We start from the raw sequence: 23,124 nt of genomic DNA, 5'->3' as shown, positions 1-23,124 counted from the left end.
TTAACCTAAATAAGATGTGTTTTTATATTCCAAAATCCTGTCTAATCCTTAAATCTTATAAATGATTTTAGACGATTTCATTACCATTACGCCAATTGGTTTATATTGTGTTTATGGCGATTTTTATTTAGATCCCCAGCAACCTGTAAAAGAGGCTGTGGTTTCTCATGCACATGGCGACCATGCTATTGGCGGTAGTGAGCATGTATATTGTACGGCTGCTACCGAATCTTTTATGAAACACCGTTACCGTAAGTTTGCCGCTGTAGATTTTTATGTTAAAGCTTATCACGAATCATTTAAGATCAAGGAGGTTTCCATTACCTTTTATTCAGCCGGGCATATATTAGGTTCTGCACAGGTTTTAATGGAGTATCAGGGTGTTAAATATCTGTATACCGGAGATTATAAAATAGAACCGGATACAACTTGTGAACCTTTTGAGTTTGTAAAGGCTGATGTATTAATTACGGAAAGTACGTTTGCTAATCCCGAAACTAAACATCCCTCTCCAGTTACAGAGATAGAGAAATTGAATGATACCAATTCAAATATCATGCTTGGTGCTTATGCATTAGGTAAAAGTCAAAGGATCATCCAACTGCTAAATCATCACTGTCCAACTAAAAATATTATGGTGCATCATAGCATCATGCCATTTGTTAAAATCTACGAAGATTACGGCATAGCGTTGGGCAGGTACAAAATGTACGATCGTAAAGTGATGAAGAATAACCAGCAACATCAGGTTTATATTGTACCACCGATGGTTTTCCATAGTTATCATAAAGCCATTAATGTGGTGAGGGCTTTTGCTTCAGGATGGAAAAATCTGCAGCAACAAAATGGTATTTCGCTTTATATTTCTGATCATGCAGATTGGGATGCGATACTGGAAACTATCGAAAATGTACAACCCAAACAAATTTGGACCTTGCATGGAGATGGAAAAAAGTTAAAAGAATATTTTAAAGATAGGTTAGAGGTGAAGATATTGAACTAATTAACTGAATTTTACAAGATTTTGTAGATTTGAGAATTTTAGCATAAGTAAAAGTAAAGTTTTTATTCATTCAATTATTCACCCATTCAAAACTCAATCATTCAAAATTCAATATGAAAGAAGGGGAAGATTTTTATTTTAATGAAGATGGATTGATGGTGTTTACCGAAACCTACCACTTAAAGCGAGGTTATTGCTGTAAAAATAAATGTAAACATTGCCCTTGGGGATATGGTAAAAAGAAGGTGAAGAAATAGTTAATTCACTATTCGAGTTTTCCGTTTCAATTATCTAAAATTTAACATGCTGATAAATGCACCTTAATTGAATATCAAAGCCAAAGCTATAAAAATTCAGACTTTCATCCATATTACTATATTCTTTCAATTCCCAGTTTTGATGCTCATTAATATGAAAGGCTTCAACTGAAATGGCTGTGGAATCGATCATGATATATTCTTTCAATGACGGAATATCTCTATACAGTTTAAATTTACTACCCCTATCATAATCTTTTGTAGAAGGAGAAAGAATCTCAATGATAACGGTTGGCAGGAGTACCGTATTTTCATCTTCTTCCAGGTGTTTGATTTCATTGCAGTAAATAGATATATCAGAATAGGTGAAAAGTGAGTTTTCAGGGATGTTCATTCTCATATCACTGCCAAAAGGAATGCACTTTGATCCATATAATTTACGACTAAGAAAACCAAAAGTATTGGAGAATATAAAGTTGTGACTAAGTGCTCCAGATATAGACGTTACACCTATAGCCCTAAATTCCCTGTGAAGTGGGAATATCTCTCCCTCAAAATATTCATGCTTTTCCTGTGAAGCATTTTCCATTTCCAGGTATTCCTGAACACTATACTTCCTTTTTTTATATTCTACGGCAGGCTCATTTACAATTTCATCCATACAGTAAGTTAGTCAAAATATGGGTATGATGAAAATAAATTTTGGTTGTCTTCCTAATCAGTGATGCCCCGCAAAGAAACCAATTAGAGCGACACCTATTCCCAATAAAACAGCGATCATTTTACGCAGGTTAATTTTATGATCGGCACTGGATTCGAATAAAATGGTTGTAGATATATGAAGGAATATTCCAATCACCACACCCATAATTTTATTAAAATAAGCCTCTACGCCTCCAATACTGCCATTACTTAAGCCCATACTTACATAAAAGCCTAAAGGAGCCATAATTGCAAAAATGATCAGATATAGAATGATACTTCCTTTTTTGAAATGATTTTGCATTAAAATGCTTCCTAAAGCAAATGCCGCAGGGATATGGTGTAAGGAAATGCCAAAAATTAATTCGTTATGTTGTTCTTTTGCCAAAGGCATTCCTTCTAAAAATGCGTGTAAACACAAACTAATCATGATGCCGAACGGAAATACCTGCCCATCGTGATGCTTGTGGATATGGCCATGTTCCACACCTTCAGAGAATTGTTCCAGAAATACCTGCAAAAGAAAACCCACGAGAATAAAAATCCCGATTTCACTTTTGTCAGGCCCGCTAAAGGCATCGGGTATTAAATGCAATACGGTTATAGCAAATAAATAGGCCCCACTAAAAGATAGGATCAGTTTTAGCAACTTAGATTTGTCACTTTTAACCAAAAATATAGCTGTTCCACCTAAAAAGGCACAGAAGAAAAGCACGCAGAGTTTCCAGATTTCCATAGCTTAAAAATCAGGTTGTAATTTTTTAAACATTCTTGAACAGATGAAACCAATTAAGGTTCCTAACAGTGCGCCTGCAGTAACATCAATAGGGTAATGAACGCCGACATATACTTGTGCAAAACTAATAATAAAGGCCCAGAACAAGCCGAGTGGCAAAATGGGTTTCCATCTACTGTAAAAAACGCAAATTAAAAATACGGCAATAGCAAAGTGATTGGTTGCATGTGCCGAAGGAAAGCTTAAACCGCTTCCGCAAGGTACACGGTGAATAATTTCATTGGCTATGGTTAGATCATTGCATGGCCGAACCCTTGAAATCCATGGTTTGATTAATCTGGAAGAAATTAAATCAGCTGAAGCAAATGTAAACAGAATCATTCCAATGATATAATATCCCTGTTTCTTGTATTGTTTAATGCAAAAAATTAAAATAAAAACATAAAGTGGCGACCAGAAAAACCGATTGCGCATGAGGGGCATCAGCCAGTCTAAAAAGCCATTGGAGAGCCCCTGGTGGATTTTTAGAAATAAAGCCAGATCAAATTGCTGTATGCTTTCTATCATGCTTTTTTACAGATTAAAATTAACCGGTCTGATGTGTTTTGATTAAAATCTTCCAATTCATAATTGCCGAATGTGTGATGGATAGTCATTCCGGCTTTTAAAATCATCCGCTCAAAATCTTCAAAACTAAAAGCCTGAACACGCTCTTCAAAACTATAGGTCTTCCCTTTATCTTCAAAATTGATTTTTTTGATAATTTTTCCCTCGATCACATTTTTAGAAATATTAAATGCAATTCCATCAAGGGATTTCACTTCGCAGGAATTAAGATTTCTCAGGATTTTTTCAGTATTAAAATAATCCAAAACCAAAACTCCATCATGCTTAAGACATTTCCTGAATGTTTTTAAAGCATCAACATGTTCTTTTTCAGTATCAAAATAACCGAAACTGGTGAAAAGATTTAAGGCAATATCAAAATAATTGATGTAAAAGAGTTTTCGCATATCATGCACCAGAAAATGCAGTTTATGGTTCTCAAATTGCCGGGCATACTTTATACTTTGTTCTGATAAATCTATCCCAGTAACATCTAATCCTTTTTTATTGAGGTAGATGGAGTGTCTTCCTTTTCCGCAGGCAATGTCAAGGGCCTTAGAATCAGGTTTTGGATGCAGAAAATGAGTTAGCTGATCAATAAAAAATTCAGCTTCAGCGTCATTTCTTTGTTGATAAAGAATATGATAATATGGTGAATTAAACCAATATTGAAACCATTTGCGCTGCATAAAAAAGCTGTTTGTTTATTAAAAGGATGCAAACTTAGATAAAATTGGATTAAACACCGCACATTAATTTATTGCCAAAGCCATTAATAGGATGTTCTGTAATCATTTAATTATCAAATTTCTGCAAATATAAGATTTTACTATTGCCTGTTGTATAGTGTGTTGTTTTTTGCAACAATATTGCAAATATATTTTAATCAGTTAATTTATAATAAGTAATTAATGAACCAAACGGATGACCATTTATTTTAAAAAATGATCATATGCCCACTAAATACATCGTATAAATAGATATAAACTTAATGTAAATTAACTTTTGAGAAGCCTTTAGGATGCCCGCTATCTTGTTTTTTTTCTTATTTTTGGTGCTCATTATTAGATACAATAAGTGACTTTAATAAAATCGATTTCAGGAATAAGAGGAACCATAGGTGGACAAGCTGGAAATGGCTTAACACCAATTGATATTGTGAAATTCACAGCTGCTTTTGGAAGCTGGGTAGTTCAAAAAACAGGGATTAAAAGAATCGTATTAGGTCGCGACGCCCGTATTTCGGGTGAGATGGTTAACCATTTGGTTATAGGTACTTTACAAGGCCTGGGCATAGAGGTAATCGATTTAGGTTTATCTACTACACCAACAGTTGAAATTGCCGTGCCTGATGAAAAGGCTGGCGGTGGGATCATTTTAACTGCAAGTCATAATCCAAAACAGTGGAATGCACTAAAATTACTTAATGCAGATGGTGAATTCATCAGTGATGCTAATGGAATAGAAGTTTTGGAACTTGCCGAAAGCGCTGCGTTTGAATTTGCCGATGTAGATAAATTAGGAAAGGTTATTCAAAATGATACTTACCTGCAAAAGCACATTGATAAAGTTTTGGCATTGCCATTGGTAGATGTTGAAGCAATTAAGAAAGCTGATTTTAAGGTGGTAATAGATGCTGTTAACTCAACTGGTGGTATTTTTATCCCGGCCTTGCTGAAAGCATTAGGGGTAACCAGGGTTACAGAATTGTATTGTACCCCTGATGGTCATTTTCCTCATAATCCTGAACCGCTTCCAGAAAACCTGACAGAGATTTCCAAGGAGGTTCAAAAACAAAATGCAGATTTAGGTATTGTGGTAGATCCTGATGTAGACCGTTTGTGTTTTGTAAATGAAGATGGAAGTATGTTTGGAGAAGAATATACTTTGGTTGCTGTAGCCGATTATGTATTAAAAAATACACCAGGCAATACGGTTTCTAATCTTTCGTCAACCAGGGCCCTCCGTGATGTAACTGAAAAAGCAGGCTCTGAATATCATGCTTCAGCGGTTGGTGAAGTAAATGTGGTGAATAAAATGAAAGAAAGCAACGCCATTATTGGTGGTGAAGGAAACGGTGGAATCATTTATCCTGAATCGCATTACGGTAGAGATGCTTTGGTGGGGATCGCTTTATTCTTAACGCATTTGGCTAAATTTGGAAAATCTATTTCCGTACTACGAGCAAGCTATCCTCAATATTATATCTCTAAAAATAAAATTACTCTTACAGCAGAAATGGATATTGACAATTTGTTGAAGCAAGTTGAAGAGAAATACAAAAAACAGCCTTACAGCATCATTGATGGATTAAAAATAGAGTTCGATAAAACATGGGTGCACTTGCGCCGTTCTAATACCGAACCGATTATCCGTATTTATAGCGAAGCAGAAAATGAAACCATTGCGGAAAGTCTGGCAAATAAAATTATTTCAGATATCAAGGAAATATTGCATTTGTAACTAAAATAGAGGCAATAATTAAAGAGTAAAATTAATTCATGAGGTCATCCCAAAAGATGAAATCATTTAAAAGGTGATAATCACAATATGAAAAGGATTTATTTAGACAACGCGGCTACCACACCATTAGATAAACAAGTAATTGCCGAAATGAGTAACGTGATGGAAAACTATTATGGTAATCCATCAGCCATTCATGCGCTGGGGCGTGAGGTAAGAACTTTGGTAGAAAAAGCCCGGAAAACTGTCGCTAATCTTTTAGGTGCATCACCTTCTGAAATATTTTTTACTTCTGGTGGAACTGAGGCTGACAATACAGCTATTCGTTGCGGCATTTCAGCTTATGGAATTAAACATGCCATTACCTCTAAAATTGAACATCATGCGGTAGAACATACTTTAAATATGATGTTGAAAAATGGTGAGATAGATAAACTGAGTTTTGTAAATATTGATGAGAAGGGTAATGTTGATTATGCACACCTAGAGGAGCTTTTGCAAAATAACGAGCGTACTTTTGTCTCCTTAATGCATGCCAATAATGAATTGGGTACCCTAACGGATATGATAAAAGTGGGTGATATCTGTGAAAAATATAATGCCATTTACCATGCCGATACCGTTCAAACGATGGGACACTATTTTCATCATGTACGTGAACTGAAAGCGCATTTTATTGTATGTGCTGCACATAAACTCCACGGACCTAAGGGTGTAGGTTTCTTATACGTAAACAGCAATATTAAAATCCCACCAATGATTTATGGTGGTGCACAAGAGCGTAACATGCGTGGAGGAACTGAAAATGTTTATGGGATAGTAGGTTTAGCAAAGGCTTTGGAAATTGCCTATGCAGAAATGGAAGAGCATCAGAATCATATTCAAGGTTTAAAAGATTATATGAAGGCTCAATTGATTGCAGAAATTCCAGGAATTGGTTTTAACGGAGAAACTGATGCAGATAAAAGCCTTTATACGGTACTAAATGTTTCTTTCCCTGAAATGGATATGGGCGATATGTTGCTGTTTAATTTGGATATTAACGGGATTTGTGCTTCCGGTGGTAGTGCCTGCTCGTCTGGTTCTAATATTGGCTCACACGTGTTGAATGGTATCAAAGCTGATCCAAATCGCCCTTCGGTACGTTTTTCTTTTAGTAAATATACTACGAAAGAAGAATTGGACTACGTGATAGAGAAAGTTAAAATGGTGGTGAAGCAAAATGCTTTAGCCTAAAATATCATTAACCAAATAGGAACAGTCTCGAAGTAATTCGGGACTTTTTTTATTTGTTCTTTTTTCTTGTATTAAGTAAGTCACCATTGGTGAATATTGCTATTAAAACAATATTATTTCTCATGTGTTCCTATAATACATCAATTTAAAAACCACTATGGAAAATAATAAAGAAAAAGGCAAAATCATTGAGAATGATTTGCTAGATAAAACAGCTGAAGATATTAAGGAGAACAGGAATTTAGATGATAACAAATCATCAAAAGTTGCAACCAACTTATTTGACAAAGATAAAGGTCGTAAAAATAATTCATTTGGTCCGGGCCATGAGCCGGGAACTACTCCAGGATCAGGAATTTAAAACTTAATTTTCTGAAAGAATAATTAAATTTAAGCCACAGCAAAAATGTTGTGGCTTTTTTATACCGTTCAAAATGGAAAGAAGAAATTTTATCAAAAGCTCTGCATTAGCCATGGCCTTGCTTTCAGTTTACAAAACAGATGTTTTTGCAAAGCAAGTGTTGAGTTACAATTTCAAAACACTTAGAAACAATGTAGGTGTTTTTACATAACAGGGTGGAACAATTGGCTGGTTAAATTCTTCAAGTGGATTTGTGGTGGTTGATGCGCAATTTCCTGCTTCGGCTCCACATGTAATTGAGGAGTTAAAAAAACTTGGAGAAAAGCCATTTAAATACCTTCTTAATACGCATCATCATGGCGATCACACGGCGGGTAACATTGCCTTCAAAGGCTTAGCAGAAAAAGTAGTAGCGCATCAAAATTCTCTAGTAAATCAAAAGAGAGCTGCTGAGAAGGCCAATAGCTTAGATCAGCAGTTGCTGCCAGATACCACTTTTGGAACAGGTTGGAAAGCACCCGTTGGTGATGAAAAGATCAGTTCTTATTATTATGGTTCAGGGCATACCAATGGTGATGCCATTTATCATTTTGAAAATGCTAATATCGTTCATGTAGGTGATTTGGTTTCTAATCGGAAATATCCATATATCGATAGAGAAAATGGTGCACATATTGGCAATTGGATCACTGCTCTGGATAAAATTTATCGTCAATTTGATCATGATACGATGTTTATCTTTGGGCATAGTCGTGAGCCTGAAAAAATAACAGGGAACAAAGCTGACGTAAAGGCCTTTCAAAATTATCTTCAAAATTTGCTCACATTTGTTAGTAGTGAAATTAAGGCTGGAAAAACTAAAGATAATATTCTAAAAGCTACGTCTATTCCAAACGCTCAAGAATGGCAGGGTGAGGGGATTCAAAGAAGTCTGTCAGCCGCTTATGATGAATTAAAGGGCGCTTAAATTATGGCAACAGGTTAGCAAATTGATTTTAAACTAATTTGCTAAACTGTGGTTGTATGGGGCAAAATCTTTTTTCAATTTATAAACATTCTATATTTAAAATAAATCTAACCAGCCCGGTTAAATTAACATCAACTCAACCCATATCTTCTATATTTGCAATACACCAAATCCAATTTCAGATATGGATGATTTTTTAGCTGCCCGCTCCCAAATGGCCTTATCATTAGGCTTCCACATTGTTTTTTCCTGCATTGGTATGGTAATGCCATTTTTTATGGCTGTATCGCATTATAAATGGTTAAAAACAAATGATGAGGTATACAAAAACCTTACGAAGGCCTGGAGTAAAGGCGTTGCGATTTTTTTTGCTACTGGCGCAGTATCTGGTACCATGCTATCATTTGAATTGGGTTTATTATGGCCCAAATTCATGGAACATGCAGGCCCAATTTTTGGGATGCCCTTTTCGCTTGAAGGAACGGCTTTTTTTATCGAAGCGATAGCCTTGGGCTTCTTTCTATATGGATGGGACAAATTAAATAAATGGTTTCACTGGTTTACCGGAATGGTGGTAGGGGTGAGTGGATTAGCCTCTGGAATCTTAGTTGTGGCTGCAAATGCCTGGATGAATAGTCCGGCGGGCTTTGATTTTATAAATGGTCAATACCTTAATGTTGATCCTATACAGGCCATGTTTAATAAGGCCTGGTTTTCTCAAGCCTTACATATGTGTTTGGCTGCATTTACCGCTACCGGATTTGCTGTAGCAGGCGTTCACGCTTTAATGATTTTGAGGAATCAAAACAAGGAATTTCATTTACAGGCATTTAAGATTGCTGCGGTATTTGCCTGTATAGGTGCTTTGCTACAGCCATTAAGTGGCGATATATCTGCTAAAGATGTGGCTAAACGGCAACCGGCGAAGCTCGCCGCTATGGAAGCGCTTTATCAAACCGAAAAGCCCGCACCGCTGCTTATTGGTGGAATTGTAAATGAAAAGGAGAGAACGGTAAAAGGAGCAATAAAAATCCCCGGAGCCTTAAGCTTTTTGGCTCATGGTGATTTTAAGGCAGAGGTAAAAGGCCTTGATCAAATTCCTAAAGATGAGCAACCACCAGTTGCAATCACCCATTATGCCTTCCAGATGATGGTAGGAATAGGAACCCTGCTGGCATTGATTTCACTGGTTTATTTTATTCATTTGCTTAGAAAGAAATCGCTGTTAGAGAAACGCTGGCTACTTAAATTATTTGTACTTGCCATTCCTTTGGGTTATGTAGCGCTGGAAGCTGGTTGGGTAGTTACAGAAGTTGGGCGTCAGCCATGGATTATTTATGGCATTATGCGTACCAAAGATGCCGTAACACCAATGCCAGGAATCGCTTATTCATTTTACATCTTTTCAGCTATTTATTTATCTCTGAGTGTTATTGTAACCTTTTTGCTTTACCGGCAAATTAAAATGGTTCCTGTATTATACAACAATTCTCCATCTAAAACTGCTAATCATTAATTATGGAATATGTTGTAATTACCTTTTTATGTTTGGGCATACTGTTATACTTTTTACTTGGAGGAGCAGATTTCGGTGCCGGAATTATTGAACTTTTTACTTCAACTAAAAACAGGAGTCGTACCCGTAAAACCATGTATCAGGCTATTGGCCCGGTTTGGGAGGCCAACCACATGTGGCTCATTATTGCCATTGTGATTCTTTTTGTTGGTTTTCCGCACATCTACACCACCATGTCGGTTTACCTGCATATACCCTTACTCATTATGCTTATTGGTATTATTGCCCGAGGAACAGCCTTCGTTTTTCGGCATTATGATGCCATAAAAGATGATATGCAATGGCTTTATAATCGGATTTTCAGGTATTCTAGTTTCATTACACCCCTTTTTTTAGGGATTATTGCTGGAAGTGTAATTTCAGGACATATTGATACAGAAGCAAAAGATTTCCAATCTGCATATATCTATAGTTGGTTAAACTGGTTTTCTATTGCTGTAGGTCTATTTACAGTTGCCCTATGTGGATTTCTGGCCGCTATTTACCTGATTGGTGAAACGGAAGATGAACTGGATAAACGGCGCTTTATTAAGAAAGCCGAATATATGAACATCGCTGCAGTATTATTTGGTGCAATGGTTTTTATTGCTGCACATTTTGATAAAATTCCTTTAATTGATTGGGTTTTTAAAAATCCCGTAGGCTTAATAGCCATTATTCTTGCCAGTTTATCATTGGTTTTGTTGTGGTATTTTTTAATTAGAGGTAAAACACAGATTCTACGCATTTTGGCAGGCTTTCAGGTAACGATGATCCTGGTAGCCATCAGTTATGCACACTTTCCTAATTTTATTCGCTTAAAAAATGGAGATGCCATTTCGCTCTTCGAAACGATAGGTCCGCAGAAAACCATTTATAGTTTAGGTTTGGCTTTGTTGTTAGGCAGTGTTTTGATTCTTCCTTTTCTTGGGTATTTGTTTTATAAGTTTCAGAAGAAGGAGGAATAATGCCGCTTGTTGTCATGCTGAGGCACGAAGCATCTGCAACCAATGAAACAGATGCTTCGTGCCTCAGCATGACAGCATATTCAAAGTTACTGCAAGAAAAAAGGGCATCTGTTTCCAAATGCCCCTTTTAAAAATATTTAATCCTTATTTAAAGACCACCTTTTCTGGTCGCTTTTCTTTGTTCCGGCCAAGTGGCAGGTTTTCCGGTACGTTCATTAACCGGCAAATCTGTAGCTTTTTCTGTTGATGTTTTTTCAGCATCTTCACAAGCCATATAAACCATAATTGCTGCTAAAATGACGTTGCTACGGATTTCATCAAAAACCAGTTTGTCATAGCTATCGCGATTGGTATGCCAGGTATATGTTCCATAATCCCAACTGGTAGAACTTAATGAATAACCCAAAGCACCAGCAGCCACGAAGGATGCAAAGTCTGATCCACCTGCCCCAGGCATGCCAGGGAAAATGGTTTTGATTTGATTTTTAATGGTATCTGGTACTGCATTTAACCAACGGGTAATATAATCTTTAGATTTGGCAAAACCTTGACCGCCAATATTCACTACCCGGCCTGTTCCGTTATCCTGGTTAAATAAAGCTTGCAGGTTGTTAACAATTTCCGGATGATCTTCAACAAAAGCCCTGGAGCCATTTAATCCCTGTTCTTCACTTCCCCAATGCCCAACTAAAATCGTGCGTTTTGGGTTAGGATAAAACTTTTTCAGAATACGCATGGCTTCCATCATCATAATGGTTCCAGAGCCATTGTCCGTTGCGCCACTTGCTCCGTCCCATGAATCAAAGTGAGCGGACAGCATTACATATTCTTTCGGTTTTTGCTTTCCTTTAATTTCAGCAATCGTATTAAAGGTTGGTACATTACCTAATTTTTTAGATTCGGATTCTATTTTAAGCATTGGTTTATTACCGTTTAAAGCCAAACGATAAACCAATCCATAATCTTCCACAGATAAATCTAAAGTGGGTACTTTTGTAGTATTGGCACCAAAGATTTTATCTACACCAAAACCTTGTGACCAGTTATTTATCACAATTGCAACTGCCCCGGCATTTTCTAAAGCCACAGGAAGCGTTTTGGCATTGTAACCTGTTTTTGTCATACTTGCCGTCCAAGATTTCAAAGCTTCGGTTTTTTCTTTCTTGAATTTTTCGAATAGATCTTTCGTCGCGAATTCTTCCCAGTTTTTTTCTGGTCGGCCAGACAGTTGATTGAAAGAAATTAACACCACTTTACCTTTAACGCTTGGTAGCCATTTCTGGAAAGCAACAGAATCAGTAATGGCAGGAAGAATAATTGCTTCAGCATTAATTGGTTGTCCATTTGTAGACGGACTCCAGGCCAATTGAGTTCCTTCCAGTGTTCTTAACCGTGGGCTTACCAAATCAATATGCGTAATGCCACGTTCCCAGCCTGCCCATTCACCCCATTTTTCATTCTTCGCAGAGATTCCCCAGTCGCTATATTTTTTTACTGCCCAATCGTTGGCTTGCTTCATTTGTGGAGACCCGACTAAACGTGGTCCAACAACATCTAAAAGTTCGTGTGCAAGTTTTTCTAGTTGTGAATTTTCATTTACCTCTTTTACAATATTATCGATCACTTTTTTGTCTTGCGCAAAAGCAAAAGAAGAGGTAAATAGAAGCAAGGTGGGTAAGAGTAGTTTTTTATTCATAATAGGGTTAGTTAATGATCCGCTAATTTAATGAATAAGGACTATGGAAATGGATGTTAATGGAAATGTTGCAGATAGCACATAATAAACCTATTAGGTTTTTAAAACCTTATAGGTTTATTATAGAAACAAAAAGCAGGACTGAATCAACCGAAGTTATTCAAGCCCTGCTTTTAGTATAATGTTTTAATTGTTAATTAGTCGATTTGCAAAATGAAATAATGACCAATGAACTATTGAACGACCTTAATTATTCATCATTTTAATAAAGGCGCCTATTTTAGCTTTCATCGCTCTTCTATCTACGATAAAGTCAAGGAAACCATGTTCCAGCACAAATTCTGAAGTTTGAAAGCCTTTTGGTAAATCCTTTTTAATGGTTTCTTTAATTACCCTTGGGCCGGCAAAGCCGATTAAAGCACCTGGTTCTGCAATATTGATATCGCCAAGCATGGCATATGAGGCAGTTACGCCACCAGTAGTTGGATCTGTTAATAAAGAAATGTATGGAATTTTTGCCTGGCTTAACAAGGCAAGTTTTGCTGATGTTTTGGCCATCTGCATCAATGAAAATGCAGCTTCCATCATTCGGGCACCACCAGACTTTGAAATCATCAGGAAGGGAATTTTATGTTTGATAGAATAATCAATAGAACGGGCAATTTTTTCGCCAACAACGGATCCCATAGAACCACCAATAAATGCAAAATCCATACAGGCAATGACCAGTTCCTGTCCATCAATTTTACCTACACCAGCCCGAATAGCATCTTTAAGCCCGGTTTTTGCCTGACTTTCTACAATTCTATCTGTATAAGGTTTATTGTCGTTAAAGTTTAAAGGATCGCCAGAAGTAAGGTTGGCAAAAAGCTCTTTAAACTCGTTGTTATCGAATAAAACTTCAAAATATTCTTTAGAACCTACTCTCAAATGGTAATTACAGTAATGACAAACGTATTTGTTTTCTTGTAATTCTGTTTGATGTAGTGGTTTTTTACAATTTGGACACTTATTCCACACGCCATCAGGTGCCTCTTTCTTCTCTTCTGTTGTGGTAATGATACCTTTATTTTCTCTCTTAAACCAAGCCATATAATTTTTTAAAGAATTGGATTGCAAAGAAACGAAAAATATAATAAAGTCAGACCTTATTGAAACTAAAAATAGTCTTTGCTACATTGGTTTATAGTCAATTGTCAATAATCAATGAATTTATTGATTCATCCAAAACATGGCCTCGGTTATTATCGGTAACTTATTGTAGATAGCTGTGTGTGTTTTTTACACTAAGGATAATGTGTTTTATACACCAAAGAGGCCTTATTTCATTGTGGGGCAAATAATTCTGTTGTTACAAAAGCTTGTAATGTTATTTTTTTTTATAACTTCGGACTTAATAAAATTAACAAGAGATGAGTTTAAAAGGCTACAAAGGCGTAATTTACGGAGATGCCGTTCAAGAATTGTTTGAGCAGGCTAAAAAACATCAGTTTGCTTTACCAGCAGTTAACGTAACCGGTACAAATACGGTTAATGCGGTATTGGAAACTGCTAAGGCAGTAAATTCGCCTGTTATGATTCAATTGTCTAATGGCGGTGCGCAATTTTACGCAGGTAAATCTTTAGATAATGAGAAATTACAGGCATGTATTTTAGGTGCAGTATCTGCAGCTAAGCATGTACATTTATTGGCAGAACATTATGGTGTTGCCGTGGTTTTACATACAGACCACGCCGCTAAAAAATTATTGCCTTGGATTGATGGCCTTTTAGATCATGGTGAGAAATTCTTCGCTGAAACAGGTAAGCCTTTGTTTTCTTCACATATGTTAGATCTTTCTGAAGAATCGATCGAAGAGAACATGGAAATTTCTGCGAAATACCTGGAACGCATGTCGAAAATGAACATGACGATCGAAATTGAATTGGGTGTTACCGGAGGTGAAGAAGACGGTGTAGATAACAGTGATGTTGATAGTTCAAAATTATATACTCAGCCAAGCGAAGTTGCTTATGCTTACGAAGAATTAAGCAAAGTATCGCCACGTTTTACAGTTGCGGCAGCGTTTGGTAACGTTCATGGTGTATACAAACCAGGTAACGTGAAATTACAACCAGTTATTTTGAAAAATTCTCAGGATTATGTGAAAGAGAAATTTGCATTAACTGCTGAGAAACCAATTAACTTTGTATTCCATGGTGGTTCTGGTTCTTCTAAGGAAGAAATCAGAGAAGCAATTTCTTATGGTGCTATTAAAATGAATATTGATACTGATATGCAATGGGCATTTTGGGAAGGTATTTTAGAATATTACAAAAAGAATGAAGCTTTTCTTCAAGGTCAGATTGGTAATCCTGATGGAGATGATAAACCAAATAAAAAATATTATGATCCACGCGTTTGGTTACGTAAAGGCGAAGAGACATTTGTTAAGCGTTTAACTACTGCATTTGAAGATTTGAATTGTATTAATGCAAATGATAAATTGTAGGAAGGTTAAACTTTAACATTTCTATAACAAGAAAGCGCCATTGGTTTAAAAACTGATGGCGCTTTTGTTTGTTTTTATAATTACTTTTAAGCAAACATTATCTGATGAAAAAATCTAAAAGCGATAAAAAGGAAAATAACTTTTTTGAGAAATTTGCCAATGCTGCAACGAAATTTACAGGCAGTTCAGTTGCTTTTATTGCAGCAACAGCAATTGTAATTTTATGGGCAGTAACAGGTCCGGTTTTTCATTATTCTGAAACCTGGCAGTTAGTTATCAATACCGGAACAACCATCATTACCTTTTTGATGGTGTTTCTTATCCAGAAAGCACAGAATAAAGACGGAAAGGCTATTCAATTAAAATTAAATGAACTGATAGCTGCCCAACAAGGAGCCAGTAACCGAATGGTTGATATTGAGGATTTAAGTGAGCGAGAACTAGATCAGTTGCATAAATTTTATGTTACGATTGCTGCACTTGCCAAAAAAGAGGCTGATATTCACTGCTCACACTCTATCGATGTGGCTGAGGCATTGAATGAAGCGAAATTAGATAAGAATAAACACTTTAAACAACATAAATAATGAGTCTGCAAGTTCAAAAAGTTATTCATCCTGAAGATCTGGATAAAGTATTTGCTATACGTAAAATTGTGTTCGTAGATGAACAGAATTGCCCACCAGAACTGGAGTGGGAGCATGAAGATGAATCAATACATTTTTTAGCTACACATAATGGTCAACCCTGTGGCGCCTGCCGTTGGAGAAAAACCGATGCAGGTTATAAATTGGAACGTTTTGCTGTACTGAAAGATTTTAGGGGACAAGGGGTAGGACGGGCATTAATTGCCGAAGCTTTATCTGATTTACCTGAAGATGCCCATTATATTTACTTGAACTCGCAGCTTGATGCCATGAGTTTATATGCGAAATTTGGTTTTGTTGCAGAAGGAGAACAATTTGAGGAAGCTGGAATCCAGCATTTTAAAATGGTGAAGAAGGTTTAAGATAAAAAATAGAACTCGTCATTGCGAGGCACAAAGCAATCTCTTTTTAGTGTTTTCCATGGAGATCTTTTGAATCGACGGCACTCGTCGAATCGTCATGCTGATCCGACAATTATCGGATTTAGTTCAGCATTTATCTTGAAAAGATCCTGAATCAAGTTTAGGAGGACGAAATTTGGCGCAGAATCGTCATTGAAAGGCACGAAGCAATCTTAATACGGCTACTAGATTTTAATTAATTTACCCACCAATAGATTACTTCGTGCTTAGCTATACGTCAAAGCTGAAAATCACCCAAATATTTTTCCAGATAAAACCATTGCTTCATCCCATTTATCCATATTCAGATTTAAGTTCTCTCCTTTAGAATTTAAAAAGCCAATCACTTCTTCTGTAGCGAGATTGCCGGTTAAATCGTCAGCAGCCATTGGACAGCCTCCAAAACCTTTTAAAGCAGAATCAATTCGTTTTACACCAGAATTATATGCAGCTTCAATTTTTTCAAACCTTTCAGTAGGAGTGGAGTGCAAATGAATACCAATTTCCGTCTGGCTATACCTTGAAATTAACTTCGGTAGGATATGATTTATTTTTTCAGGAGTTGAAATACCCACTGTATCAGCCAGCGACAAAATTTCTACACCTTTATCAACCAGAACATCTGCCCATTTTTCTACAATTTCGTAGTTCCATTCATCACCATAAGGGTTGCCAAAGCCCATTGATAGATATACAACTGCTTTTTTATTGTTTATGGCACATAAAGCCAGCATATCTTCAACCGTGTTTAAAGACTGTAAGATACTTGAATTGGTATTTCGCTGTTGAAAGGTTTCTGAGATAGAAAACGGAAAACCAAGATAATCAATTGCTTTATGTTTTACAGCGCTTTCTACCCCCCTCAAATTGGCTACAATGGCAAGAAGTTTAGTTGAAGTAAAAGATAAATCTAAGTTTTCTAATACCTGCTCCGTATCTGCCATTTGCGGAATGGCTTTTGGTGAAACAAAACTGCCAAAATCAAGGGTGTCAAAACCAACCTGAAGCAATGTGTTTAAATATGACAATTTCAGTTCAGTCGGAATGAAACTATGCAAACCCTGCATGGCATCACGCGGACATTCCACTAATTTAATATTTTTTAAGCTCATGGTTTTTCAGGTTATTTAACCGCAAAGTGCACAAAGTTTATCGCCAAGAAAAGAAGTAAGCAAACAGTTTCTTGTACTAAAAGTTTTCACTAATGACTAACTTCATCTTTCACCTGAGCAGTCTCTGTTCTATAATCCACACTTCTGTCTTTAGCAAAAGTTCTGATGATTAACCGGGTTCCTCTATCATAACTAAAATAACTCCATAGCCAATTCACAAAAACGATAATTTTATTTCTAAAACCTACTAGCGTCATCAGGTGGACAAACATCCAGGTGAACCATGCAAAGACGCCCTGAAAACGAATTTTACCTATATCTACAACAGCCTTGTTTCTACCTACAGTAGCCATTGAACCCTTATCGAAATACTTAAATTTTTCTACGGGTTTGTTTTCAATGATATTAACCAGGTTTTTTGCTAAATGATGACCCTGTTGAATGGCAACTGGTGCCACGCCCGGATGTCCGTTTGGGGTATCCTCATCAATAATTGAGGCCACATCACCAATGGCATAGATATTTTGATAGCCTACAATCAGGTTTTGTGAATCCGTTTTTAATCTGCCTCCTCGTACAACTTCCGCCAAATCTAAGCCTGGGATCAACTGACCTTTAACACCAGCACTCCAGATTACAGTAGAACTTAAAACTGGCGCTTTATCTTGTAAAGTAAGCGTAAATCCATCATAGCCTAATACCCTGGTCTCATTCATCACTTGAACACCCATTTTAGTTAAAAACTCTTTTGATTTAACCTGGGCCTGAGGCGACATCGGGCCTAATAGTTCGGGTGAATTTTCAATTAAATAAATATTAACCTGATTTAAATCCATTTCTGGATAATCATTTGGGATTACATGTTTTTTAAGCTCGGCAATTGCACCGGAAGTTTCCACACCTGTTGGACCACCACCTACTACAACGAAATTAAGTAATGCACTTTTCTTATCAAAATCAGTTTCTATCAACGACTTTTCAAAATTCTGCAAAATCAAACTTCTTAAATCCAGTGCCTCTGGAATGGATTTCATTGGCATCGAATTTTGTTCAATTTCTGTATTGCCAAAAAAATTACTGGTAGATCCGGTAGCTAGAACCAAATAATCGTAACTGATTTCGCCGATATCTGTTTTAAGGCAATTTTTTACGGCATTTATTTCGGTAACTTTTGCTACCCTGAAAATCAGGTTTTTCTGTCCTTTAAATATTTTTCGGAGTGGAAAAGCAATAGACTCAGCTTCAAGTCCGCCAGTAGCCACTTGATAAAGCAGTGGCTGAAAGGTGTGGTAATTATGTTTATCGAGCATCACCACTTGAAAGGGTTTGTTTTTCAGTCGTTTAGCCAGCTCAATTCCGCCAAATCCACCACCAATAATTACTACTCTTGGGTATTCACTTTTAGGAAGTTGTAAATCCATTCTCTATGCTTTTTTGTTTTGCTAATCTAACAAAAAGAGGCCCAAAAGGTTTAAGTAATGAAGTTTTGACAGACATATCAATGAATATGATATTGAAAAGATGGTACAAAAAAAGCACTCCGATAATCGGAGCGCTCGTATATTCAAGATTTTAAAATCTTATTTTTTTTCTGCTGAACTACCCAAGTCAATTACGATAGGGGTAGAGATGCATAATGATGAATAAGTACCAATGATACGACCAATCAATAAGGCGAAGATAAATCCACGGATACTATCTCCACCAAAAATAAAGATCACCAATAACACGAAGAATACCGTTAATGAAGTTAGGATGGTACGACTTAATGTACTGTTTAACGCGAAATTAATTAATTGATTTCGTTCTTCACCATGTAAATCTTCTTTACCAGATTCTTTTAATTTCTCACGGATACGATCGAATACCACAACTGTTTCAGTCATGGTGTAACCCATTACCGTTAAAATAGCTGCAATAAAATCTTGTCCAATTTCTAAAGAGAAAGGCATTACTCCGTCTAAGATGGTGTAGAAAGATAAAACCATCAAAACATCATGTGCCAATGCAATTACCGCACCTAAACCATACTGCCATTTTTTAAAGCGGACAACAATGTAGATAAACATGAAGATACATGAAATCAATACTGCGTAAAACGCACCATTAACAATATCACTTGCAATGATCGGCGTAACTTTCTGAGAACTTACAATCTCGTACTTAGAACCAGCTAAACCTTTATTCAAAGCATCTTCAACAACTTTATCAGTTCTAATGTCCTGATCTTCGATGTGGAAAGTAGTGGTAATTTTAACTTGGCTATCTTCTCCTGCAGTTTTAACCTCTGGTGTTTCATTATCAAAAACTGGTGCTAATTTTGATTTTAAATCTTCAGTATTAACAGCTTTATCAAAGTGAACAAGATAAGTTCTACCACCCTTAAAATCTACACCTAAGTTTAAACCACCATTTTTGAAGTACATACCAATACCGGCAACAATAATTATTGTGGAAATGATATAGTAGATTTTACGACGGCCAACAAAGTTGAATGCTAAGTTTTTGAATGCATTACGCGTTAAGTTATTATCAAAGTTAACCTCGATTTTACGAGACAATAATGAATCAAATACCACTCTCGAAATGGCAACTGCAGCAAATAATGAAGAAAGGATACCAATACATAACGTGGTTGCAAAACCCTGAACAGGACCGCTACCGAATACGTATAAAATAGCACCTAATATAAATAAGGTAACGTTTGAATCGATGATAGAAGGCATTGCATGCTTGAAACCTTCTTTAATTGCATTGGCTACTGTTTTGCCATGTGCAAGCTCTTCCCGAACACGTTCGAAAATCAGGATGTTTGCATCAACCGATAAACCGATTGTTAAAACGATACCCGCAATACCCGGCAATGTTAATACAGCTCCTAATGAAACCAGGATACCGATAACAAAGAATAAGTTAATCAATAAAGCAAAGTTAGCCACCCAACCTGCACGGTGATAATATAGCGCCATGAAGATTAAGATCACAATAAACGCAATTACGAAAGAGATTAAACCATCGTGAATCGCTTGTGCACCTAAAGTAGGACCAACTACATAGCTTCCTGCAATACGTGCCGGAGCTGGTAATTTACCTGCTTTTAAGATATTTGATAAATCTTTAGTATCTGCCTGAGTAAAGTTACCAGTAATGGAAGACACACCACCGGCAATTTCATTCTGAACAGTAGGAGCAGAGTAAACCTGGTTATCTAATACAATGGCGATCGATTTTTTATTGTTCGCATCAGCAGCAGCTTCAGCAGTAATTTTTTTCCATTTCGCAGCACCTTCGCTGGTCATGTACATGGTTACTTCTGGCTTACCTTTTTGATCGAAATCATCTTTAGAATCGCTGATTGCATCACCACCTAAATCAGGTTTACCATCAGCACTTACCGCTTTAATTGCATAAAGTTCGAAAACTTTAGAACCTTCTCTAGGTTTAACGCTCCACATAAATTTCATCGTAGATGGAATCGCGGCAGCAACCTCAGGCAATCTTAAATATGAATTAACTTTAGCAGTATCTTTTTGTAAAGACATCCCAACAACAGCACCCGGCATCAATTGTTGCTGTCCGTTTTCTCCCTGATAAACAGGAAGGCTAAGCACAGCATATAATGGATTTGATTTGGCTAGTTCTGCTTTTACAGCAGTAGAATCTTTTTTACCTAAACCTGCAAGTTTGCCACCTTTAGCAGTGGTATCTTTCGCAGCTGCTTTTTCTAAGCCAGCTAATTTACCACCTGCAGGAGCAGCTGTAGTATCTTTAGCGGTTGCCGGAGCATCAGCTTTTAAAGTAACTGCTAATGTTTTATTGATGTTTTCTAATAAAGGAACAACTTCTTGTACCTGGTATACTTGCCAGAATTGTAATTCAGCAGAACCTTGTAAAAGCTTAGCGATACGTTCTTTGTCCTGAACGCCTGGCATTTCGATTAGGATACGATTGCTGCCTTCTTGTTTTTGCATGTTCGGACTCACCACACCAAAACCATCAATACGCGAACGTAAAACAGTAAATGAGCGGTCAATAGCACTAGTTGCTTCCTTTTCGAGGAAAGATTCAACTTCGTTATTGCTTGCGCTAGGTTTTAACTGAGATGCATTATCTTGATTAGAAAAATAATCTGCAAGTTTAACACCTGGGCTTAATTTTTCGAATTCATCAACAAAAATTTTGATGTAATCTTTACCGCCAGCGTTTAATTGAATCTGTGCATTTTGAACTGCTTTGTTAAAGTTAGCATCAGTAGGGTTGCCCGCTAAAGATTTAACCAACTCCGCTAACGATATCTCCATCGTTACGTTCATTCCGCCTTTTAAGTCTAAACCTAAATTAATCTCTTTAGCTTTAACTTCACCATAAGTAAATCCAACAACCGGATAAACTTTTTCGGTGCTCATTGAATCTAGATAAGCTTTTTCTTTAGCTAAATCACCCTTCGCATAGTCTTTGGCGGCTTTTTCTACATTGGATGCTACCAAAGTAAAAGAGAGCGCATACGCACAAACGATAGCTAATACTATCGCTATAAACTTAATAAAACCTTTTCCTTGCATTGTTTGTTTAAAATAATTTGTCTTTCGCTGTTTTTTAACAAGTCGGCAAATCTAATTAAATTTTTAAATTATAGAACCCCTTAACTGATAATTTATTAAGATTAATTTCCAAGAAGGAGTAATACCGATGCAATCGTTACGTTGAATCCATTTTAATGTTTAAATTATACTAGCAGATTCATTTAAAAGCAAGAGCAGGAGCATTTGATTTGGGTTCCGTCCCAACAGATGTTGTAACCCGTTAGAAAAACCGGGGCTGCCGCTTATGTCGGGTTTAGGTTGGCAGGGAAAGTATTTCTATTTCCAGCTAAGTAGACTCAGCAATCTTTGTGAAAATCTCTGTTCTCCCTGTAGTTGATAGAATTACTTCCTTTTCAAAACCTCAAAAGTATAATCGTACTTGTTTTTTTCATCTGCCTTGTGTGAATCTGAACTCACCACATCCCATTCATTTCGATTAATTTCAGGAAAAAAAGTATCTGCATCAAAATTATGGTGAATGGTTGTTAAATAAAGTGTATCAGTTTTTGGTAAAGCCTGGCGATAAATTTCCGCACCTCCTATGATGAAAACTGGCTTTTCTTCAGTTTTAGTAATCTCTAAAGCTTCATCTAAACTATTTACTACTTCAGCGCCCTCTATTTTAAGGTCTGTATCTCTGGTAATCACAATGTTTCTTCGATTTGGAAGTGGCTTTCCGACAGAAGCAAATGTTTTACGCCCCATCACCACAGTATGTCCGGATGTGGTTTGCTTAAAAAACTTTAAATCAGCTGGCATGTGCCATAACAACTGATTGTTTTTTCCGATTGCGAAGTTCTCGCCTATTGCTACAACTATATATATTTTGCTCATTAATGATAATAAATTGTGGGGAGATTAAAATAAATCGGAGTGAGATCCTAATCTATCTAAGTAAATTTCTTTTTTGACATCATCCTGGAGCCAGGTCATTAGCCAGTCTCCTTTTATATGACACTCCCAAAAGCCATTATAATCTCCACTTAGAATATGTGGCTTATAGTTTGATGGTAGCTTGCCAGTTTCTCTCAATATTTTCAGAGTTACCTCTAAAAGAGAAATATCATAATTTCTTTTGATGCAACGTTTATAATCTTTTTTAAATTGATTTGAAAAAGATATTTCGTACATACTATGAATTTAACTTCTGCATTAAATCTTCATGGCTCGAAGATTTTGTAAGACCTTCACCCTTGCTTGTTTTGGCCATAGATGTGCGTGTGGTTTTATTCGGGCTTTTAGCTGATTCAGTATTAATTACTACACCTAATTCCTTTAAAAGCTGTTTCACTAAACTGCTTTTTTTATCGGGTACACTAATTGAAAAAGTTTCCATATA

At 36.5% G+C, this 23,124-nt stretch carries 24 protein-coding genes; 12 read left to right on the top strand and 12 right to left on the bottom strand.

Annotation, left to right across the window (positions count from 1 at the left end):
- Window positions 1–61 precede the first annotated feature (61 nt).
- A complete protein-coding gene (locus tag AN34_RS19020) occupies window positions 62–1,003 on the top strand; it encodes an exonuclease (protein ID WP_029288154.1) in 942 nt (313 codons plus the stop codon).
- Window positions 1,004–1,116: 113 nt separating this feature from the next.
- The gene (locus tag AN34_RS21830; protein WP_197285561.1) at window positions 1,117–1,260 is read left to right on the top strand and encodes a DUF5522 domain-containing protein; all 144 of its coding nucleotides are present in this window, start codon (window positions 1,117–1,119) and stop codon (window positions 1,258–1,260) included.
- 34 nt (window positions 1,261–1,294) lie between these two features.
- On the opposite strand, the gene AN34_RS19015 is transcribed toward AN34_RS21830, so the two are convergent.
- Genes AN34_RS19015 through AN34_RS19000 form a run of 4 tightly spaced genes read right to left on the bottom strand, consistent with a single transcriptional unit; the run spans window position 1,295 to window position 3,993 of the window.
- The gene (locus tag AN34_RS19015) at window positions 1,295–1,921 is read right to left on the bottom strand and encodes a Uma2 family endonuclease (protein ID WP_029288152.1); all 627 of its coding nucleotides are present in this window, start codon (window positions 1,919–1,921) and stop codon (window positions 1,295–1,297) included.
- A 57-nt stretch (window positions 1,922–1,978) separates the two neighbouring features.
- Entirely contained in the window at window positions 1,979–2,698 is a 720-nt protein-coding gene (locus AN34_RS19010) for a ZIP family metal transporter (protein WP_029288149.1), read from the bottom strand.
- 3 nt (window positions 2,699–2,701) lie between these two features.
- Window positions 2,702–3,265, bottom strand: coding sequence for a phosphatase PAP2 family protein (locus AN34_RS19005; protein ID WP_029288147.1), 564 nt, complete (start codon window positions 3,263–3,265; stop codon window positions 2,702–2,704).
- On the bottom strand, window positions 3,262–3,993 hold the full coding sequence (locus tag AN34_RS19000; RefSeq protein ID WP_029288145.1) for a bifunctional 2-polyprenyl-6-hydroxyphenol methylase/3-demethylubiquinol 3-O-methyltransferase UbiG: 732 nt from the start codon (window positions 3,991–3,993) through the stop codon (window positions 3,262–3,264). The genes AN34_RS19005 and AN34_RS19000 overlap by 4 nt, the downstream gene beginning before the upstream one ends.
- A 388-nt stretch (window positions 3,994–4,381) precedes the next feature.
- Here AN34_RS19000 and glmM point away from each other — a divergent pair, with 388 nt between their 5' ends.
- From glmM to AN34_RS18970, 7 genes are all read left to right on the top strand, one after another.
- Complete coding sequence (gene glmM / locus AN34_RS18995) at window positions 4,382–5,767, top strand: phosphoglucosamine mutase (RefSeq protein WP_029288142.1); 1,386 nt, start codon at window positions 4,382–4,384, stop codon at window positions 5,765–5,767.
- Between the two features lie 87 nt (window positions 5,768–5,854).
- On the top strand, window positions 5,855–7,003 hold the full coding sequence (locus AN34_RS18990; RefSeq protein ID WP_029288140.1) for a cysteine desulfurase family protein: 1,149 nt from the start codon (window positions 5,855–5,857) through the stop codon (window positions 7,001–7,003).
- Window positions 7,004–7,160: 157 nt separating this feature from the next.
- Window positions 7,161–7,364 carry a hypothetical protein gene (locus AN34_RS18985; RefSeq protein WP_029288137.1) on the top strand — a complete coding sequence of 68 codons (204 nt, stop codon included), beginning with the start codon at window positions 7,161–7,163 and terminating at the stop codon, window positions 7,362–7,364.
- 73 nt (window positions 7,365–7,437) lie between these two features.
- Window positions 7,438–7,575 (top strand): hypothetical protein, encoded by a 138-nt coding sequence (locus tag AN34_RS21825; RefSeq protein WP_197285560.1) that lies wholly within the window; start codon window positions 7,438–7,440, stop codon window positions 7,573–7,575.
- A gap of 42 nt (window positions 7,576–7,617) precedes the next feature.
- Window positions 7,618–8,331 carry an MBL fold metallo-hydrolase gene (locus tag AN34_RS18980; protein WP_369818099.1) on the top strand — a complete coding sequence of 238 codons (714 nt, stop codon included), beginning with the start codon at window positions 7,618–7,620 and terminating at the stop codon, window positions 8,329–8,331.
- Between the two features lie 184 nt (window positions 8,332–8,515).
- Window positions 8,516–9,847 (top strand): cytochrome ubiquinol oxidase subunit I, encoded by a 1,332-nt coding sequence (locus AN34_RS18975; RefSeq protein WP_029288135.1) that lies wholly within the window; start codon window positions 8,516–8,518, stop codon window positions 9,845–9,847.
- 2 nt (window positions 9,848–9,849) lie between these two features.
- The gene (locus tag AN34_RS18970; protein WP_029288132.1) at window positions 9,850–10,854 is read left to right on the top strand and encodes a cytochrome d ubiquinol oxidase subunit II; all 1,005 of its coding nucleotides are present in this window, start codon (window positions 9,850–9,852) and stop codon (window positions 10,852–10,854) included.
- 148 nt (window positions 10,855–11,002) lie between these two features.
- Here the strand turns inward: AN34_RS18970 and AN34_RS18965 are convergent, their stop codons facing one another.
- Both AN34_RS18965 and accD read right to left on the bottom strand, forming a co-directional pair.
- On the bottom strand, window positions 11,003–12,550 hold the full coding sequence (locus tag AN34_RS18965; protein ID WP_029288130.1) for a M20/M25/M40 family metallo-hydrolase: 1,548 nt from the start codon (window positions 12,548–12,550) through the stop codon (window positions 11,003–11,005).
- Window positions 12,551–12,796: 246 nt separating this feature from the next.
- Window positions 12,797–13,642, bottom strand: a complete 846-nt coding sequence (gene accD, locus AN34_RS18960; RefSeq protein WP_029288129.1) for an acetyl-CoA carboxylase, carboxyltransferase subunit beta — start codon at window positions 13,640–13,642, stop codon at window positions 12,797–12,799.
- 320 nt (window positions 13,643–13,962) lie between these two features.
- Here accD and fbaA point away from each other — a divergent pair, with 320 nt between their 5' ends.
- The 3 genes from fbaA to AN34_RS18945 all read left to right on the top strand — a co-directional run bounded on the left by fbaA (window position 13,963) and on the right by AN34_RS18945 (window position 16,051).
- Complete coding sequence (fbaA, locus tag AN34_RS18955) at window positions 13,963–15,042, top strand: class II fructose-bisphosphate aldolase (protein WP_029288126.1); 1,080 nt, start codon at window positions 13,963–13,965, stop codon at window positions 15,040–15,042.
- A 104-nt stretch (window positions 15,043–15,146) separates the two neighbouring features.
- Entirely contained in the window at window positions 15,147–15,629 is a 483-nt protein-coding gene (locus tag AN34_RS18950) for a low affinity iron permease family protein (protein ID WP_029288124.1), read from the top strand.
- Window positions 15,629–16,051 (top strand): GNAT family N-acetyltransferase, encoded by a 423-nt coding sequence (locus tag AN34_RS18945; RefSeq protein WP_029288122.1) that lies wholly within the window; start codon window positions 15,629–15,631, stop codon window positions 16,049–16,051. The genes AN34_RS18950 and AN34_RS18945 overlap by 1 nt, the downstream gene beginning before the upstream one ends.
- 290 nt (window positions 16,052–16,341) lie before the next feature.
- Here the strand turns inward: AN34_RS18945 and AN34_RS18940 are convergent, their stop codons facing one another.
- The 6 genes from AN34_RS18940 to AN34_RS18915 form a co-directional block, all read right to left on the bottom strand.
- Window positions 16,342–17,202, bottom strand: coding sequence for a hydroxymethylglutaryl-CoA lyase (locus AN34_RS18940; protein ID WP_029288121.1), 861 nt, complete (start codon window positions 17,200–17,202; stop codon window positions 16,342–16,344).
- 89 nt (window positions 17,203–17,291) lie between these two features.
- Window positions 17,292–18,623 carry an NAD(P)/FAD-dependent oxidoreductase gene (locus tag AN34_RS18935; RefSeq protein ID WP_029288118.1) on the bottom strand — a complete coding sequence of 444 codons (1,332 nt, stop codon included), beginning with the start codon at window positions 18,621–18,623 and terminating at the stop codon, window positions 17,292–17,294.
- Window positions 18,624–18,782: 159 nt separating this feature from the next.
- Complete coding sequence (gene secDF, locus AN34_RS18930) at window positions 18,783–21,764, bottom strand: protein translocase subunit SecDF (protein ID WP_029288116.1); 2,982 nt, start codon at window positions 21,762–21,764, stop codon at window positions 18,783–18,785.
- A 363-nt stretch (window positions 21,765–22,127) separates the two neighbouring features.
- On the bottom strand, window positions 22,128–22,619 hold the full coding sequence (locus tag AN34_RS18925) for a dihydrofolate reductase (RefSeq protein ID WP_029288114.1): 492 nt from the start codon (window positions 22,617–22,619) through the stop codon (window positions 22,128–22,130).
- 24 nt (window positions 22,620–22,643) lie between these two features.
- Window positions 22,644–22,916 carry a type II toxin-antitoxin system YafQ family toxin gene (locus tag AN34_RS18920; protein ID WP_029288111.1) on the bottom strand — a complete coding sequence of 91 codons (273 nt, stop codon included), beginning with the start codon at window positions 22,914–22,916 and terminating at the stop codon, window positions 22,644–22,646.
- A 1-nt stretch (window position 22,917) separates the two neighbouring features.
- Window positions 22,918–23,121, bottom strand: a complete 204-nt coding sequence (locus AN34_RS18915; protein ID WP_029288108.1) for a hypothetical protein — start codon at window positions 23,119–23,121, stop codon at window positions 22,918–22,920.
- Window positions 23,122–23,124 lie beyond the last annotated feature (3 nt).

This window comes from Pedobacter sp. R20-19 (assembly GCF_000708265.2).
Lineage (GTDB): Bacteria > Bacteroidota > Bacteroidia > Sphingobacteriales > Sphingobacteriaceae > Pedobacter.
Note: the sequence above shows the minus strand (reverse complement) of the source record. Positions and strands in the feature narration are given on the sequence as shown.